General features: G+C 52.6%; 5 protein-coding genes (1 of these 5 running past the window's edge). 3 read left to right on the top strand and 2 right to left on the bottom strand.

The features are described from left to right. Positions 1 to 40: 40 nt before the first annotated feature. Positions 41 to 1,822, bottom strand: a complete 1,782-nt coding sequence (locus tag ACO0K9_RS03805) for a glycoside hydrolase (protein WP_422981914.1) — start codon at positions 1,820 to 1,822, stop codon at positions 41 to 43. Between the two features lie 455 nt (positions 1,823 to 2,277). Between ACO0K9_RS03805 and ACO0K9_RS03800 the strand changes: the two genes are divergently transcribed. Then, positions 2,278 to 3,246 carry a bifunctional helix-turn-helix transcriptional regulator/GNAT family N-acetyltransferase gene (locus ACO0K9_RS03800; protein ID WP_422981912.1) on the top strand — a complete coding sequence of 323 codons (969 nt, stop codon included), beginning with the start codon at positions 2,278 to 2,280 and terminating at the stop codon, positions 3,244 to 3,246. A 53-nt stretch (positions 3,247 to 3,299) separates the two neighbouring features. Here the strand turns inward: ACO0K9_RS03800 and ACO0K9_RS03795 are convergent, their stop codons facing one another. After that, positions 3,300 to 4,730 carry a patatin-like phospholipase family protein gene (locus ACO0K9_RS03795; RefSeq protein WP_422981910.1) on the bottom strand — a complete coding sequence of 477 codons (1,431 nt, stop codon included), beginning with the start codon at positions 4,728 to 4,730 and terminating at the stop codon, positions 3,300 to 3,302. A gap of 375 nt (positions 4,731 to 5,105) precedes the next feature. On the opposite strand from ACO0K9_RS03795, the gene ACO0K9_RS03790 reads away from it, so the two are divergent. After that, positions 5,106 to 5,270: a hypothetical protein gene (locus ACO0K9_RS03790; RefSeq protein ID WP_422981908.1), complete on the top strand. Its 165-nt coding sequence runs from the start codon at positions 5,106 to 5,108 to the stop codon at positions 5,268 to 5,270. 383 nt (positions 5,271 to 5,653) lie between these two features. Continuing rightward, positions 5,654 to 20,093, top strand: the 5' end (the start) of a protein-coding gene (locus ACO0K9_RS03785) for a tandem-95 repeat protein (RefSeq protein ID WP_422981906.1). It continues 25,253 nt past the right edge of the window; the window shows 14,440 of its 39,693 coding nt (coding positions 1-14,440); the start codon lies at positions 5,654 to 5,656; its stop codon lies beyond the right edge, outside the window.

The following is a 20,093-nucleotide window of genomic DNA, read 5'->3' as shown; positions in this document are numbered from 1 at the left end:
ACCCGCCGACCGCGTCGCCCATCCCTGGGCACCAGCCGGACTAGTTGACGACGTCGATCCGGTCCGCCTGCACGATGACGCTGGTGGCGTGCGAGTTCTTCAAGCCGGTCACTCGCACCTTGATCGTGTGGGTGCCGAGCGGCAAGGTCGGCGTTGCATAGGTGAGCGTGTTGTCGGTCCGGGTCGTCGCGTACAGATCGACGTCGGTCTCGGCGCCGTCGTCGACCGAGAAGGCGGCGATGCCCTGGTTACTCGCGCGTGAACCGTACACGCGCGCCTGGGTGCCCGTGAAGGTCAGCGAATAAGTACTGCCGACCAGCGAACTCCAGTGGTTCTGTCCGCTGTACGCACCGGTTTGGTTGCCCGAGCACCAGGTCGCGCCGCAATTGCTGGTCGAATAGGTGAAGGACGAATCGTTGGTCGACGTCGCCTGCGGCGTGTAGTTGGCCCCGGTGACCACCCAAGTGGTCACCGAATTGGGCGGTAACGACGCCACCATGCTGCCGCCGGAGACGGCCACGTTGCCGATATTGGCCACGTTCTGCGTCGAACTGGTCCGATAGCCCTGGGCGCTGGCACCGAGGCTGGTGAAATTGCTCAGCGCGTAGGTGACCGGCACGGTGTTGGCGGTCCAGTTGGTGGTGACGATCGTCAACGTATTGGCGTTGCCGTCGTACGCAGCCAGCGAATTGCCGTCGTTGATGTCGATGAACACCGCGCCCGGCTTGATGTAGCGGGTGTAGTTCGCGTAGATGTAGTAGTTCTTGTTGATCGTATAGCTGTGGCTGGTGTAGTCGATCGTCATCAGGGTAGGCCAGTCCGGCTGCCAGATCGCCCAGGCCAAAGGTTTGAGCTCGCGGATATCTTTGGTCAGTTGTTGCGACAGCGACTTGCCGGTCGTCTCCGCGCTGCCCCACTCGGACATCACCAGGCGCTTGCCGGCCGCCGCCGCCGCGCTCGCCAATTGGCTGCGCTTGCTGCCCGCGTAGCTGTGAGTGTTAATTTCAGTCATCGCCGCCTTGGTCTCCGCCGAGTAGCCAGCGAAAATGCTCACCCCGTTGTCGATGTTGTAGCTGTCCATTGAGGCAACCGTCGTCAGCGGGCTGAACGATGGCAGTAGCGACGCCAGGCTTTGTACGATCACGCCCTGTTGCGCTGGCGTGACGGCTGCGCCTTCCTGCTTGGTGCTACCGAATTTCCACCACGAGGTGTCGGGCTCGTTGGTCGCTTCAATATGGCGGAAGGTGAGGCCGTAGCTGTTGGCGAAGTGGCCGACCACAGTGGCGAGATAACGCGGGAAGCTGTTGGCCCCGGTGCCGGTGTAGGCGTCTGACATATTGCTCGAGGTGGCGTCGGCGCTGCCGGTCGAACTGCCGCTGACGGTCATCCACCACGGCGGCGAATTCGATTGCGCCTCCAGGAACACGGCGCCGTTAGCGTACGCCCGTTGCGCGACCCAGCGCTGGTTGGCGTCGGCGTTCCAGTCGAACGCGCCGTTGATCTGCAACTGGTAACCGGGCACCGCGTGCGGATAGAGGATCGTGTTGTAGCAAGGACAGTCGCCGCCGCCGATGTTGTAGCGGGCGTAGGTGAGCCCGAGGCCGGTCGGCGGCGGCGCGAACAGGGCGTCGACCAGTGCCGAGCGGGTCGGATCACTCCAACTGCCGACCCCATTCGCCCACCACGACAGGGTGGTGCCGAATCCCTCGAAGGTCTGGTACTGCGTCTTGACGTTCACGGTTGCCGTGTACTGGGCCGATGCGGGGTTGGCCACGCTGCCGATCAAGGCCATCGCAGCCGCTATTTTTAAAATATTGTTCACAAACGCTCCTTTGATTTTTGATTTTCTGAATGCTCGACATTAGCTGCACAGCAAAGCGATGGCAAGTCGATATGGTAACGTTGTCATGCTGCGGCGACAAACAAGGCAATGGACAACCGGGCGATCGATTTGTGTGAATGGTAACGTTACCACAGTCGCGCCGCGGCGGCCATAGTAGAGACAAATAAAAATTTAGTGGCGTTTAAAGAGGGTATTTTTTCGTGCAATTTGACGCGGTAATGGATTTTTCAACACATTTATGCAGACCGAAAATTAGCTTTGGTTGGACGTTGCAATAATTAGCCTGAGAATTCAAGCACTGATGAAAACTTTTACCTTTTCGAGGGGATGAATAGAAATAGTCACTTGCACAAGTTGCGTTTCGCAACTATATTGATCAATAAATGCTTGCGGAACGCAACTAATAACTACTATGCAAAAATAAGAGATTGCCCATGAACCTTGTCGATCCTTCAACTGAACCACGGGAAACCACCATTCTGGAATTGCGCGAGTTTTCCCGAAGACTGGTGCGTGAACTCGGTTTTATGCGGCCGACCCTGGCCGACAGCGGTCTTGCTCCTTCGGCTGTGCATGCCATTCTCGAAATCGGTGCCAGGCCAGGCATGAATGCCAAGACTTTAGGCAGCATCCTGCTATTGGATAAATCGAACACCAGCCGGCAAGTAAGCAAGCTGGAGTCTAGTGGACTGGTCGAACGCAAAGCAGCCAGTGAAGATGCCCGCTCGTCTAACCTGTATTTGACAAGCGCCGGACAAAAGATACGAAAAAAAATCGACCGATACGCAAGCAATCAAGTGTCTGGTGCGCTGAGCCGCATCATTCCAGCCGACCAGCAAGCCCTGGTACGCTCACTGGCTTTGTATGTTGATGCGCTTGCGCAAAACAAGCAAGTCAGCACAGACACTGACAATCCTGCGGACAGGGCTATCCTTGAAGCTTACCAGCCTGGCTGTATTGGCGACATTGCAGGCTTGCACGCCCGGTTCTATTCAAAGCATTGGGGCTTCGGTGCATTCTTCGAGCAAAAGGTAGCAACAGAACTGGCCAGTTTCACAGGCAGCTTGCCGGCAAATGGCAAGGCTTTGTGGACCTATTCAGACAATGGACGCTCACTGGCTTCTATTGCAATCGACGGTGATGATGAAACAGGCATGGCGCATTTGCGATGGTTCATTGTCGATGATTCCTTGCGTGGTTCAGGTATTGGGCGTCAACTCATGACGCGAGCGATGAAATACGCCGACGAGCGTTTTAACGAAACCTATCTCTGGACATTCAAGGGCCTGGATGCCGCACGCCATTTATATGAATCCTTCGGTTTTCAACTGACCGATGAAGAAGAGGGCGTGCAATGGGGGAGCCGCGTCACTGAACAGCGGTTCAGCAGGAAATTGCCATGACGTGAAGCTGAATGGAGCAGGGCGATGCATAAACTTTACAACTGCGATTTGTATTATTCCACCATTTGTTGTTTGAAAGACTGAAGCTTTGATTCTTGCTGCTGAGGAGGTGATGCCTTCTTGAGGCTTTCCAGCATGCGCTGAAACTCCGGGGATTGGCGCAGCACTTCACGGCCTGCCAACTGCAGTTGTTCAACATAACTGGGCGCGATCGTAAAGGCGGTTGGCACCTGCAACAGCGCACGACGTTGGCGGTTGTCTTTAATGTCTCGCAGGCTGACGCTGATGACGTGCATTTCTGCATCGGCGGCAAAGGGGCTGTCTTTTTTGCCGCGATGTTCGATGATTTCACGGTTCCAGCGCGTGACATCATCGTTGAGCATGGCCAGTGTGACCTGGGAATCGCGTGAGCCTACGCCAAACAAGAGCGCATCTGCGACTTGCCCTGTTGTCGGTACCTTATCATTCTGATCGATTCTTTCTGCCAGATCGCGTTCTGAATTTATCGAAATTAACACCACACGCCGTATTGATCCCGGCGGCGCATCGCGAAAATTGGCCTGCACTGATCCGTCGGCAATGGCCCTGTCCAGTAGCATCCTGACACCCAGATTATCGGTCAACCCACCATCCACCAGATGTAGAAAAGGGCGTTCGGCAGCATTTTTATAACTGTCTTCAGTGGCTTTGATGATGTGTGACCTATAATTGTCTGCACCCAAATTGCCTTTGCTGACCCTGGTGGCATCCGGGCGCTTAGGGCAATCTTGCGCGTAATTGCGCAGTGTTAACGGTGTCAGGACAATAGGTACTGCCGATGATGCAGCCGCTGCAAAAGACAGGGGAACACTGTCCAGGTCAGAACAGATCAGGGCGAACTGCTCTGCCGTGAATTCAAACGGCGCGCCGGTGGTCAGATCAGTGGCCGTGACAACGAGTTCAGGCGCGCGCGGGTTTTTTTGTAAATCGCCGAAAGTCATGCCGCGATAGAGTCTGTTCAGTTGCTCGCTTAACACCTGGCTGCGACCATACCAGGGTGAGCGTAGCCGATACATTTGTTTGGGCGAAAATGTGGTTTGTATCAAGCTACCTTCAAAATTGGACAACAAAAACTCGGATTCAAAACGAGTGAATGTGTCGTCACCAAAGGCAGCATAATAAGCCGCCAGAATACTGCCGCCAGATACACCGCTGATCATGCCCAGCTTGTCGAGTATCGTCGTCGATTGACCTTCCCAGGTGAATTGGGTGTCTTTCAGTTCACGCAGCACACCCAAACCAAACGCCGCCGCCCGTGCACCACCGCCTGACATGGTGACAGCGACCACGATGGATTGGGTTTTTATCAGTTTGCTTTCCGGTGCAACATTGCCTGGGGTCGCCTTGGCCACTTCATTTTGCCAGGGGTGAAATGTCGAGCAAGCACTTAACAGCGTTGCCAAGCCAAGAACCACGCAGCGTTTCATGTTTGAAAATAATCTCATCTGTATTCTGGTTTAATTCGTTGAATCGCACTGCGCAGTGTGGCCATATTTGATTACGCAAGCGTGAAATGAGCAAATCAGCACCTTACATTACTATCGCCTGTCGCGCCCAAGCCCATATCCGCACTGGTACCGGGCAGTTTTGCTGGATGCAGGTGGCAGAGATGTAAGATTATATAAAGTTTTTTGCAATTTATACCGATGCTGTAGATAAATGTACAAATAATCAGGGATCAACGTGGCAGAGTCAATTTCATTTGTGGGAAGACCAAAATTCGTCCAATTTGCAAACTGGGATTGAACCTCGTCGAGAGGGAATCCTTGTCAAAATCTAGTCATTCGTTCTCGCCATCCTGGTGAGCGACCGGGTTCCTGATGGCCGCACTATCCAATTCTGTGTTGATGTACGCCAGCTCGGTCGGTAGAAAAGGGCTGGAATTGATTGCTATGCTTTTGCTGACAGTGCTTACGCTTACTGTTGTCGTGCTTTCAATTCGCAAGGCCTACGACTTGATCACTGTTCGTTTTCTGATTGCTTAACCTTTCCCTGAGTCGCGCTAATAGGCGTACGAGCAATGACTGCAGTACTTGCCGCTTCAGTTCAATGAAACAGTCGATTTCCCCCACTTGCATTTTGGCAATCGAAATGCGCATCTCTTTGTATTCAATATGGCTGAAATAGTTTCCATAGAACCATCAAGCCAGTCAAATTCCCTCTGAAATTATTGTTTTGCTATTCATTCCTCAAATAAATAAAGCTATTTAAAAATATTTTGAAGAAATCGCTAAACATTTTCTAAATTCCGTGGATACCTTGCGCAGATTAGAAATAGTGCGATTGATCCGTTATGTATTTGCCAATTTAAATTTCCACTTGGCAATGATGGCGGGGCGATATTTACGAACAGCAAAGGGTAAGCAAAATGGTCGGAATAGTAAATGGTCAAGGTTTGGGCGCGAATTTGAATGCATTGAATTTGCTGGGACAAAAGAATCAGTTGAGTCAGTCCCAGATTGGACGAAATGGGCAACGTGTTTATGTCAATGGTAAAAGTGGCAATCTGGTTGTTCAGAATCAAGACCTGCAATTATTCGACCATGGCCTCGATCTGGGCGTTTTACGCACCTACAATAGCAATGGTCAATTTACTGACGACAATGGCGATAACTGGCTGACAGGGTTTTATGCAAAACACCTGGATGTCATCGGCGAAATTGGTGCGACTGGCAGCAGCATAGTCAAGACCGATGCCGATGGCTCGCAAGTCACCTACCATTGGGATGACAGCCAGCAAAAATACACAGGGCACAAAGACGGTGAAGTTAAAAGCACCCTGAGCATTGACGGTGCTCAACTGGTCTGGAGCCAGGGTGATGGTGGTTTGTCCGAGTCCTACGATAGCGCTAGTGGACGCCTGTTGGCCACCATAGACCAGCTCGGCTATCGCGTCAGCTATGAATACAATGCCAACGGCTTGCTCTCCAGGGCAAGCGTAGACAATGGCGTAGCAACCAGCTATCAATATGATGGCAACAACCTCAGTGCAGTCGTCACCCATTATCAGGATCAGGCTGGGCAATGGCATGACCAAAGCACCGTCCACTACGTCTACGATACGCAGAACCGCTTATCCGCGGTTACGTTGACGATAGCAGCAGGTGAGCAGGGTGGTACTGACAGTGTGTACAGCACCCGCTATACCTATGATGGTGACAGCAAGCGCCTTGCCAGCATTACACAAGACGATGGGTCGCAACTGAGTTTCACCTATGAACAAATCGCAGGTGATTATCGCGTCACGCAAATTGAAGATGCCCAGTACGGCATCACCCGTTTTGCCTACGACTTGGGAAACGGTATAACGACCGTTGACGATCCTTTGCATCACAGTACTGTATTGACTTACGGGCCAGATGGCAAATTGACCGCCATTGACCAGCCATTGTCTGATCTGTCCGTGTCCCATACCGACCTGCACTATGACGCTAACGGCAACTTGCTCAGTGTTGCCGGTGAAAACGGTCATGTAAATGAAATGACCTATGACGCGCAAGGCAATCAAACATCTACCCGTGATGCCAATGGCAATACCGTCACCCGCGCCTATGACAGCTTGGGACAACTGCGCAGCGAAACAATCTACCTGACCACTGATACCGATGGATCAGGTCCGGCATTGCCTGCTGATGGCAGCACTACACGTTACTACTACGCACCTGCTCCATCTGGCCGTGGCGAACTGCTCCGGTTTATAGTCAGCGCCGAAGGCCGTATCACCGAATACCGTTACAACGCCCAGGGCCAGCGGATTACCGCATTGGCGTATACCGGCCAATCGCTGGATGCCATCAACCTCAACGGCAATGAAACTGCAGATGCCATCAACACGATGGTGCAAAACCTGGTCAATAGCAAAGATGGACAAGCGCAGTCCCGGGCCGACATTGTGCGCACAGACATGCGCTATGACGCCCATGGTCAATTAAGCAGCGTCATTCGTTTTGCCAAAGTTCTGGTCAATCCCGCTTTTGATGGTGCGGCAGATGGCCAGGCAGAAACCCGCTACGTCTATGACCAGGCGGGTCATCTTCTTTCCAAGCTGGATGTAGAGACGGCACTACAAACCATTTATACCTATGATGGTTTGGGCCGTATCCTTAGCGTCACAGAAGGCAGCCAGGCCGCGGCGGTCAATCAATACGATGATTTGGCAAAACGCGTCACGTTCACGGATGCAGCAGGCGTAAAAACCGTCAATATTTATGACAACCTCGGACACCTCGTCACGTCGGCAACTGATGGTGCAGCTACCGTTGCCAGCTATAACTATGATGCAGCAGGACAGGTCACGTCCTACCAGGACCAAAGCGGCATAAAAGTCTGGAAATTCTATGATGATGCCGGGCATAACATTGCCACCATCGACAGCGCTGGCACGCTGACTGAATTCAGCTATAACAAAGCGGGCGACCTGACCAGGACCCACCTGTACGCCACTGCATTGGATGTGACTACTCTGACAGGGCCAAATGGCGAGCCTAAGAACCTCAAACTTGCAGACCTGCGACCAGCGTCGACAGCAACTGACACATCAACATGGCAAGTGTTTGATGGTGCCAGCCGCCTGGTCTATCAAATTGCCAGCAATGGTGCAGTAACCGAAAACCGTTATGACGGTACTTCCCAACTGACAGAAGTCATTTCTTACTTCACGCACATCAATACCAGCAATTTGGGTGGCAGCCCCGTTGCAGCAGATCTTGGCCTGGTGGCAGATGCGACCAAAGACGGTCGTACACGCCATTTCTATGACCGCGATGGTCTGCTGCTGGCGACACTCGATGCCAGTGGTGTACTGACACAATCGCTGTATGACAGTGCCAAACAAATGACTGAAAAGCGTGTTTACGCCCAAAAAGTCAGTGTTGAACTGCGAGCAGAAGGCACGCTTTCACAAGTGATAGATGGTCTTAAAAATGCAGGAGATGTGCGCACCCTGTATACCTATGACGGCAAGGGCGAGCTGGTTTCCCAGCAGCCAGTGACGGGCTATGCCGATGTCATCTTGCCTGGCGTGCACGATATAGAAGGCAGCATTGTCCAGCCTGGCGAACAGGACAGCTATCAGTTTGTGGTCAAAGAGCGCTCCCGTTTCTTTTTTGACGGCGTGCAGGGCGATCAAATCCAGTGGCAACTCGATGATGGCGTCAGAAGCCTGTTTCCAAGCAAAGGTCTTGAAGAACGCAATGATAGCTTTCTTGATCTGAATGCAGGCACGTATCACCTGACAGTCAATGCGAAGGACGGCAAGACTGGAAATTACCATTTCCGCTTGCTGGGTGAAGAAGCTGCCATTCCAGTACAGGCCAATACCGCAGTCAGCGGCGAAATAAACCCATCTAGCCAGGCAGCGCTGTATGCCATTGATGTGCAGGCAGGGGACAGGCTGTATTTCGCGCATAACGGCGGATCTGATTGGAACTGGCGCATCTTTGGTGCCGATGCCAGTGTAGTGAGAAATGGTGGGTATTGGGGCGATAGCGACACCATCGTTGTCAGCCAGACAGGTAAGTATTGGGTCAGCATCGAAGCGACGTCGCAAAGTGGCACAATACCGTTTTCATTCCTGCTGTATAAGCAAACACCGCCTGTTATCGCTGGGGTATTAGGACAAACTTATCATGTGGATTTGCCGACACCTGGTGCCGCTGCCAATGTTGATTTTGATGTAACACAAAGCGGCTGGCTCAAATGGGATCAATTGTCCAACGTGAGTGACGCAAGCTGGCGTTTACTGGATGCCAAAGGGCAGGCTGTCTCAGGCTGGTCAGCGGGCCGCGATGAAAACGATTTGTCACCCGTAGCGGTATCGCCAGGCCGTTATCGCATCGAATTTTCCAACTCAGGGCGTTCGACCGCTTCCCTTGATTTTAAACTTTTATCCATTGCAGAATCAGCGCCTCAGAATGTGACTAGCGGACAGCTTATTGCGGTAGGCTCGTCGTCCGGACATGCTGACAATGTCTATAAACTGCATGCCGATGCGAATTCGAATCTGGGCTTCCACGCCCAGTTCGACCAGTCAAACGCCGTTGCCCATTACCAGGTAACCGACCGCGCAGGTCATATCGTAAAAACAGGCGAATTAGGTAATGGTGACTATGCCACCATTACCTTGCCTCAGGCCGGTGATTATTACCTGTGGCTAGGCGGTGCATTAAGAAACAATGCAGGCTTCTCTGGAAATCTGGCCGTGCAAACATGGAGCAATGTTGCGCACGACAATGGAACGCTCAGCGACGCAGCGACAAGCGCTTTGAGCGGGACTATTATTGCCCCCGGCCAGGTCGTAAAAAACAGCTTCCACCTGGCACAGTCCGGCACCTGGTTGTTCCAGGCAGTTGCTGGTTTGAACAATGGACAATGGCAATTAAGCGGGCCAAATGGAGCCGTCATTGACTGGCATTCCCTGAATGCAGCCCAAAGCGCGGATGTTGTTCCTGCCTACCTGATCGCGGGCGACTATGAACTCGTCGTGCAAGCTGGTAATGCAATCGGTGATTATGTGGTCAATGCCAGCTCGGTACAGACTGCACAGGCGCTGGCCAACCAGGTCGCAATTGACCTGCCGACATTGGCTGTCGGGGAATCTGCGTTGTATCGCCTTGCATCGACGCCACAAGACCATTTTAGTTACACCCTCAACGCCCAAAATGGCGAGTTCAGTGTCCAGGCTTTTGATCGCTATGGCCGCATTGCGTCCAGCGGTAACACCACAGCAACGGGCGAATTCAATCAGACCCAGGCGCAAGGCGATGTGTTTGTGCGTGTTATCCGCGTTGCTGCAGCAACAGGCAGTGGAAACCCAAGTATAACGACAGTCCGCACAGCGGCAGTGATCACACCGCCACCTGCAGGCACACCTATCGATGTCGGGCAATTGGTTACGACAGGTGCAAGTGCTCAGGCGCAAGCAAGCTATAGTTTCGATCTTGCCCATGATGGACTATTGTTTTTAGAATACCCTGGGTCCACCTCGAATTCGCTTGTGGTGACAGGCGCAGTGCGGCAATTTCAGGCAGATTTGCCGGCAGTGAATGCCGACGGCAGTAACGGGCCACTGGTATTGGGTTGGGCACCAGCCGGTCACTATGAGATCAGCTTTGCAAACACTGCCAGCGATTTTTCTTTTGCGGTACGTACCAGCGACAGCGCACAAGCCATCGTCCCTGGTCAGGTCAACGCCAGCAGCTTCTCTTCAGGTCAAAACCTGGCATTGTTCCGTTTTGATGCAGAGATCGGAAAAGACTATGAATTCAATTCTGACATTACCAATGATCAGCTATACACCGTGTTTGACAGTTTTGGTAATGCTCTTGACAGTGGCAGTTTAAATAATCTCAAGAGACAAAGCTGGGCCGTCAACCCAGGGCAGACTAGCTATATCGCGGTTTACAAAAATCCGGCACTCAGCGCTGATGCTGCGGCAATCAATTTTAAAATTGAATCGTCCAGCCATATTAGCGTCGCTGATGCTGGCACCATCAACGCCGCAGCACCCGTTGATGTGCAGATCCCAGGCATCGCTGGCGGACAATATCGCACCGTCAATTTTACCGTTTCGCAAACGGGTTGGTGGAATGTCAAATCTGCAGATGTCACTGCCGATAATCATTCTGGCGCGTGGTCACTCGACCCAGCCAACCGGGGAAATTTGAATTCCGGAAAAATGTTCACAACATTCGATGGGTCGTCGGTTTCAGTCTACCTGACAGCAGGCCAGCACCAGATACTGGTGCAAAACAATGGCGGAATGCCAGGTCAAAATGGAATTGGTGGCGTTGTCGATTTCGGTCTCGAATTCAGCGCGCTGCAAACGGTGCCTGTCACAGCCGATGTCGGTACCAGCCTGGGTACCCTGGCTGACAATCAGGCCCTTGCACTCAAGCTTGATGTGACGCCTGAAGATACGCTGACTTTGCATATTCATGCCGAAGATGGCAGCCATCATTACGATGTCCGTGCCTACAATCGCGCAGGACAGTCATTGAGTGTGAATACCCATATCGACGACATAAGCGGTGACCAAATCGTTGATGTCACACAAAACTACCTCTCTGGTCCGGCCTATGTCGTCTTGACTAATCGTGCTGGCACAGGTGTGCAGTCGGCGTTGACCGTGTCAGCCCAGGTCACGCCTAACGAAGCGTCAGCCCAGAACAATGGCCGCATCAATCTAGGTGACTGGTTTGCTCCTGATCCAGCTTATATCGATTACGCCTTACGTTATAACCTGACGGTGCCAGAAGATGGCATGGTTTTTGTTGATACAAAAATTCCTGATCGTCGTATCTACGACGAATTCCAATTAGGGCTGTTTGGTCTTGGTACAGATGGCAGCATTTTTACTTCCTATTCCACGGATGCGTATAAAGTGGCAGCGGGCGAATATGAATTTGATTTACGCCAATTCCGCAATTTAATTAGTCAGACACGTGTACTGAGTTCACGCGACGCTACATTATTACCCAACAATGTAGCAACACCGGTGCATCTGAATGCGAATGAACCAAGCAATCTGTTTTATCAGGACTTAACGGCAGGCGATGACTGGAGCCTCAGCTTAGACGCACTAAATAATCAGACGCGATTCAGCTTGTATGACCCCGATGGCAAACAACTTGTCGGCAATGCCGTAGCCGGGAATGTAGCAATCCAAAAAACAGGCCGCTATATTTTACGTATCAACAATGAAGTTAATGACGCAAGCGACGTCAATATCATCACCCATACTGGCCCGGCGTCCGGGTTAGCGCCTATTCCACCTTCATCGGTAGTACTGGCGACAGCGGCACCGACCACGATAGCAACGACATTCAATGCCGCCAATCAAACTGCCGAAATCAGTTTCGATGTGACACACAGCGGCCCCTGGGCGTTTGCAGCGCTGACTGCCAACTGGGGCACGCATGCTCAACTGTCTGGCACTAGCGGTAACAAAATTTATCTGGATGATTTGTCTGCCATCATTGGTGGCAATGACCAGGTGATTTATCTCGAACAAGGTCATTACACCCTGGTATTGACGAATGGTACTGACCCCGCGTCATCTGCCTCTGTGCGTTTAATGCCGCTGGTCGCGGCGACGCCGATTACAAATGGCAACAGCGCCTCGCTGCAACAGATGCAAGTGGGCGAAACTGCCTGGTATCGTGTCACTGAAACGCAAGCTAGGGCAGCGTCTGCCGGTCTGTCCATAGACGGTCTTCAATTTGCAGTCAGCACTGATTTTGAAATCAATGCCCTTGATACATTTGACAGCTCCGGTTTGGCAAGATTTTTGTCCAGTGGCACTTTGCCAAACAGCGTTTCAAAAACCATGCTGGCAGATGGTGACTTGTATGTGATGGTACATCGCGTGGCCAATAGCGGTGAAGATGCTAAATTACTGGTGTCCAGTCAGCCCGCATCTCATTCCAGTGCTGCTGCCCCTATTCAAGTCAACACGCCAGAAACCTGGCAACTGCCAAGTCAAAGCTACGACTTCGATGTCGCCGCCGATGGCTGGGTTGCACTTGAATGGCAAGAAGGGAACTACCAGGACTGGACACTGACAGGGCCACGTGGGGTTGAAGCCAATGGTCATATCGGTGAGCCAGTTTCCAGTTACGAAAATGTGTATGGATACCGAACCGGTAGCTGGAAAGCACCGCTGCAATGGTTGCCAGCCGGTCATTACCATTTCATTTTAAGCAATGGTAGCGGCACTGCCACATTTACGCTGGCCACTGCAGCGCAAGTTCAGCCAATTAGTTTTGGTACGCCAGCGAGTGTTGACTTGGTAGCAGATCAACACTATGCCCTGTTTGGTCTGGACGTTAACGCTAACAGCGAAGTAGTACTGAATGGTTTGGCCAATGCATCGATTGGCAATTTTTTCCGTGTGTATGATGCCGCCGGCAAGGTAGTCTTGCAGGGCGATCCTTCCCAAAACCAGGCGCAGACATTTACCAGCTTGCACGGTGGTCACTATACCTTGATCGTATCGCGCAATACCTTTGATGCGATTGGTGGCACATCCATCAGACTCGCCATCAATCAGCGCTCAACTGAACCGCAAGCATTGCCAATTGGCCAGCTTGTTCAAGGTCAGCTTACCAGCAGTTCCCAGACACTGAGCTATGCAGTGACCGCAGACGCAGTTTCTCAATTAAGTTTGACTGTGCCGGGCAATTCTTTATCCTTCAATTTGTATGATGCGCTTGGAAACAGAATCAACAATTTCAATAGCAACGGCGGCAATGATGGACACAGTGTCTTTGTCATGGCACCTGGTCAATATACTTTGCAAGTCACCGGTCCTTGGGGCAATAACTGGCCTGCTGCTTTCTCGTTTTCCAACCAACTGATCAACACCCAAACTCCGCTTGTCACTGGCGTAGCGACAACTGTTAACTGGTCGAATGGAAATCCGGATCAATTACTCAATATAGTCGGTGAGGCCGGTAAAACCTATTGGATAGATGCAACGACAGCATTGCCCTATGGCGCAGAAATTCAATATTCTGTTCTGAACTCGAGAGGACAATCGGTCGCAGCCGGAACACTGAGACATTACGGAGATACCCCGGAAACTGGCATCGCATTCAATGCCGCAACCAATGATACCTATACGGTAGAAATGTTTGCCCGCACCGCAAGCGCAGGATTGAATAGCAATACCAGCTTCAGTCTGACCGAAGGCAAGAATCAACAAGAAAACTACGTGCTGGGCAGCACAGTCAATGCTTCGCTGAATGTCCCTGCTGACGCACAAAGCTATAACTTTACACTGACTGAACCAACCTCAGTCTGGCTCGATGTGTCGGGCGGTGCCTATACGGTCCGATTGGACAGAACAGACATCGCATCCACAATCCTTGCTGCCAACAGCAGCACTTCTTTTGCTCAAAGAGGTCTTTATCACCTGGATGCCGGAAGTTACCATTTTACATTCACACCACGCCAGGATGCACCGGGCGCATTCCATTTAGCATCGACCCTGGTCAGCGATTTACCGGCGTTGAGCCTGGGTGTTACCACGCCTGTTACGGTGGACCAAAGCAGCCAGCAAAGTATCTGGCGCGTGCATGGCAATGCAGGCCAACAATTACTGATCGATGCCCGTCTATTGAGCGGATCAAGATATGGCCAGAGCTGGAATTTATATGACAGCAATGGACGCTCTATTGCAAATGCAACCCAATATCAAAATGGTGACCAGTCACAACGGGTGACTTTGCCAGCGGATGGCGACTATGTTTTCGTACTAGGCAGTTCTGCTAATACTGTTGTTGACGATCTTGAGCGCAACAGCTCTGTGTATATTGGCGTTATTGCCGAGCCAGTTACCGACATCCACGTCGGCGACCAGATCAATGCCGCCATCGCCAAGCCCGGCAACACCAATCATTACCACTTCACGCTGGATCATGACACCACCGTTGTAATGGATGCGATGGGTGGTGCAGCTTATCTTTCCCTGACAGGTCCACAAGGCAATCTGCTGAATCTACCGCTGTCGGACAAGTCAGGCTATGTACTGAAAACACTCAGCGCTGGCAGTTACAGCATCGATGTGAGTGCTGCGGGCGCCAATACAGGCGATTTCGGCTTTAAACTGCTGTCCTTGACCGATGCCGCCATCGCCCAGACCACACCGGGCAACTTGAGTGCCGACCTTGGGGCAGGGCGCAGCCTGGGATTATTCAAGCTCGATACCCAGCCTGGTCGTGTATACAATCTGGACTTCACAAGTCCGGTTGGTAATCAGGATGCGCTTCATTACGTCATCGTGGACCAGTATGGCCGTACCATCTACAGTGCCTGGAGCAATGATAGTTCCATCAGCTTTACCACACCAGATACAGGCGGTGTTTACCTCCTCGCCAAGCAGTCCACTGACACCAACACGCCACAACACATAGAACTGAACCTCAGGCAACCTGCAGCAGCGACGGCTGAACTGGTCTGGAACCAGCCAACATCCGTCGCCATGGCAACCCGCCAGGATCAGTACAGCTATCACTTCCGCATGGATGCAGCAGGCTGGGTGCAGTTGCGCGATATCAGCCTCAACTCCCAGTTCACGGATTTGCAAATCGTGACACCCAATGGCAACGTGGTCGCGGGCCGTGGTATTAAGACAGATGCTTTCCTGGATGCCGGTGACTATTTTGTACGTGTAAGAAATAATGTAGATACAGCAGAGGGCACGACCCGGTTCACCCTGGCCTCGATACCAGCAACACAAAACCTGGAAAGACAAGGTGGCGTTGCCCAGACATTAAGCATGCCTAGCGGTGACGACACCCAGTCTGTCTGGTCAATCAAAGCGCGCAATGGGGACCACATCCACCTGTCTGCCCAGCAATGGGCTGGCAGTGGTCATGTCGAAATCCAAGGTACATCAGGTCCGACTTTAATAGACTGGGATCCTGCCAATGGTGATGCGGACATCAGCGCCACCGATGGCGGCGTGTTTTTACTCACGGTTCACCGTGACAGCTTGGCGAATGTGCCATCCAACGGCTATTCCCTGACCGCGACCATCGGCGAAGCCGATGTGCCTGAAGCCATCACTTCCGTCTTCAGCGCATCGGGCACGATCAATGGGGACGAAACACAAAGCTTCCCGTTTGAAATCAGCGAATCTGGCCTGTGGTATCTGGACCGCAATGTCACGCCTGGTGACAATGCCAATTATCAAAGCGCCCAGATTACCGACGCCAATGGCATCAGCTTCAAACCCAATAGCTATGGCGAGGCACAATTCCTCCAGGCCGGACGCTATACCTTAAGCATTACGCAAAGATATGTCCCAAGCACCTATGATTTCACGCTGCGTAATTTAAATGACAGCCAGGTTCCGGCCTTGCAACTGGAGCAGTCAGTCACCGCCGCGCTGGGTAGTTTTGCAACGCTCGCCTACAAAATAGATGCAGTAGCAGGTAATAAACTGAACCTTAATGTGTTGGGCGGAACAGGCAACTACACCACCAGAAGCTGGCGCCTGCTCAATCAGTTTGGTCAGTTGCTGCAACATGGTAATGTCAACCAGGATGTCCCTGCATATGAAGTGACAGATACTGCCCCGGTTTATTTGTTGCTGGATAATCCAGGTAGCGTCAGCAACAGCGCGAACAGTAGCATCTCCTTGCAGTTGACCCAGGTTTCCAACAGTGCTGTCCGCAACATCAGCCTGGGCCAAACCGTCACCGGCACGCTGCCTGCGGGGCAGCATAGTCGCACATTCTCGTTCACCCTGGATCAGGCAAAGTTGGTCCAGTTTGACCGTTTGAACATGGTCACCAGCAGTTCAGTCGCCTGGCGTCTGGATGGCCCCTATAGCGACGGTAATCTGGCGAACCAAGGCTTGCCGGATACCGATGGCTATGACACCGGTGCACGCGAATTCAATTTGAAACCAGGTACCTACACCCTCACGGTGTATGGATATGGTAGTGCGACGACCGATTTTGGCTTCCGTCTGCTCGATACCGCTGCAGCAATACCACTGGTCAATGCGCAAATTGTGGAAGGGCGCTTATTGCCATCAGGCGAGACCACCAGCTACAGCATTAATGCCCAGGCGGGTGACAGTATTTATCTTGATTTCCGTGACCTGGCACAACACAGCTATGTCTACGAACCAGAAAAAGGCGGCTGGCATTTCAACTATACAGCCAACGTCCGCGTGGTCGATCCCTATGGCCGCCAGGTCGCTTATGGTGACCTCGGTGACATGGCACTGGTTGCCACTGTGGCAGGCAAATACACCATCGATGTAGAAGACCGCGCACGTACTGATGCGCCGGTCCCTTACACACTGGCCGTGTTCGTTAACCCAAAAACCAATCCGCGCATCATTGATCTGGACAATACCGCCACCACCGGCATTGACCTGGCGGTCCAGAATGTCAATGTTGTTCCTGTTGCGACAGACACAGCCCTGCAATCAGGCGCTGAAATCCGTATCAACTGGCAGACAGTCAACAAAGGAAACAAACCGACCATTGGTGACTTTAACGAACGCGTTGTGGTACGCAATAAACGTACTGGCGATATTGTCCTGCAAGCCAGCCTGCCTTATCTTGAATCGAAAAACAATGGCCCTATAGCAGCAGGTGCCTCTGTCAGCAGGACAGTGACGCTGCGTCTGCCGGTGGGTCCTATTGGTGCCGGTGATCTTGAAGTCACCATCGAGACCAATTCCGACAATGTGCAGGATGAAACTGGCAATGTCGCGCAAAACAACCTGGCAACCACCAGCTTTAGCAGCAGCCTGGCACCGTACCCGAATTTACAGGTCAGCGATATCAACATGTCGCCTGCATCGAATTGGCAGGCAGGAGACCAGGTCAATATCCAGTGGACCACCGCCAACACCGGCAATGCCGCAGCCGCTGGTGCCTGGGGTGCCTGGACGGAACGCGTTGAACTGGTCAACCTGACCACTGGTGTCACCGTCGCTGACCTGACCCAAAGCTTTGCTGGTCAGAATCTTGCAAGTGGCACAAATGTGTCACGCAGCGCCCATATCGTCTGGCCAAGCGGCATCAGTGCCATTGGCAGTTTCCGTTTGCGCGTCATCGTCGATGCCAATTCACAAGTGCCAGAGTACGATGCATCTGGCGCACTGGAAAGCGATAATGTCGCTGAACAGACCTTTGCTGTCGGCCCGGATTTACAGGTGCGCAATGTCGGTGTCCTGGAAACCGGCATCAAAGACGGCGATCTTGTCACCGTCGTCTGGGAAGATGTCAACCACGGCGCAGTGGCCGCACCGGCAGGTTATCAGGACCGGGTAGTGGTGCGCCAGCGCAATCTGGATGGCTCCCTTGGCAGTGTCATTCTCGATACCGCGATTGGTTTCCCCGAAGATGCAGGCCAAACCCTTGCTTCTGGTGCTTCCCGCGTCCGTTCCATCAAACTGGCATTACCAAAAGGCTTGACCGGCAGTGGTCAATTTGATGTCAGCATCGTCGCCGACAGCAATACCTCAGGTGCTGGCAGCATCTTTGAAACCAATCTGCTTGGCAATGCCGAAACCAACAACACCGCCAGCGGCCAGTTCGCCTCGTCCACCCATAACTATGCCAACTTAAACGTCAGCAGCCTGACGATACCGGCCACTATCAGTTCCGGTGACGATGTTGTTATCTCCTGGGTAGTCAGCAATTCCGGTTCTGCCCCCGCTTCCGGCACATGGACCGACCGCTTAATTCTTACCAGTGATGGTATCGCTGGCAATAGTGACGATATTGTTCTCGCGAACGTCAAATATACGGCGTCGCTGGATGTCAATCACAGCTATACCCAGTCTGCCACCGTCCACATACCAGCACGCCTGACCGGTAACTACCGGTTTGCCGTTATCACGGATGTCAATCGTGCTGTAGTAGAACCCGATACACGCGCAGACAATCTGCGCCTGTCCGCGCCAGTGGCGATTGCTTCCACCTATACCGACCTGGTACCAGTCGTCACGACGGCACCGGTCGCAGCGTATGCCGGTCGCCCAAGCAGAATCGAATGGAGCGTCCAGAACAAAGGCAACCTGGCAACCGACGTGACCCGCTGGGTGGATCAGGTCTATCTGTCCACCACACCAACCCTCAATAGCGATGCTGTGCTGCTGGGTTCCCTGACCCATGTGGGTGCCGTCAGTGTGGGCGGTAGTTATACCGGCGCGCTGGATGTCACATTGCCTGAATCCCTCACAGGACAATATTATTTCGTCGTCAAAACCGATGCCTTTGCGAACGCCTATGAACCCGGCAATACCGACAACAATATTGCCGCTGCGCTGACAGCTACCGTCATTTCACCACAACCAAAACCGAACCTGACAGTTACTACGGTCAGTGGCGATCAGGTCTGGAAAGTAGGTGAGACCGTACAAGTCAACTACACCATTAAAAACAGTGGCAATGAAACGGCAGATAGCTGGACGCAAGAACAACTGCGCCTGGTCAATATCGCTGATACGACCCAGGTTATCACCATAACCAATTCACCAGGTACCGTCAGAAAGCTGCTGGCCGGTGAATCCTTCACCAGCCAACTGAGTTTCAGCCTGACCAATGTGCCAGTCGGTCAATGGCGTCTGGATATCATTGCCGATGCACCCAACTACATTTCAGAACTCAATGAAGCAGACAATGTCGGTAGCACACAGATCACCGTCGTCAGCCCTGATCTGGCAGTCGACACACTCAGCGCCAGTGGCCTGCTAAAAGGCGGCGAAAGCATTTCCCTGAATTGGACCACCCGCAACAACGGTACAGCCAGTGCCAGCAATGTCCGTGACGTGATTTACCTGTCACGCGACGGCAATCTGAGTGCCGATGACATTAAACTTGGTGAACTGAATCATGGCCTCATTGCGTCCGGTGCCAGCGCGACTGGCAGCCTGGATGTCAAGCTGCCTGTCGACAGCCAGGGACAATACCGCCTGATCATCGTCACCAATCCTGACAATACGGTCAATGAAGACGGTGCCCGTGACAATAACCAGACCGACATCAGCATCAATGTCGCACAAGACAGCTATGCGGACCTGGCCGTTCAATCGGTGACTAATCCAAGCCTGGTGATTGGTGAATTGGGAAGTGTTACCGTCAACTACAGCGTCATCAACCAGGGTACAGGCGTGGGCCGAACCGCATCCTGGACCGACGTCGTGATCTATTCCAGTGACGACATCGTGGGCAACAGCGACGACATCATCCTTGGCACAGTCGAACACACAGGTGGCCTGCAAGTCGGTGACACCTATACCGGAACCGTGACCTACCTGAGCCAGGACGGCCTCAGCCGCC

The sequence above is a fragment of the Undibacterium sp. Ji50W genome (assembly GCF_049340445.1).
Classification (GTDB): domain Bacteria; phylum Pseudomonadota; class Gammaproteobacteria; order Burkholderiales; family Burkholderiaceae_D; genus Undibacterium.
Note: the sequence above shows the minus strand (reverse complement) of the source record. Positions and strands in the feature narration are given on the sequence as shown.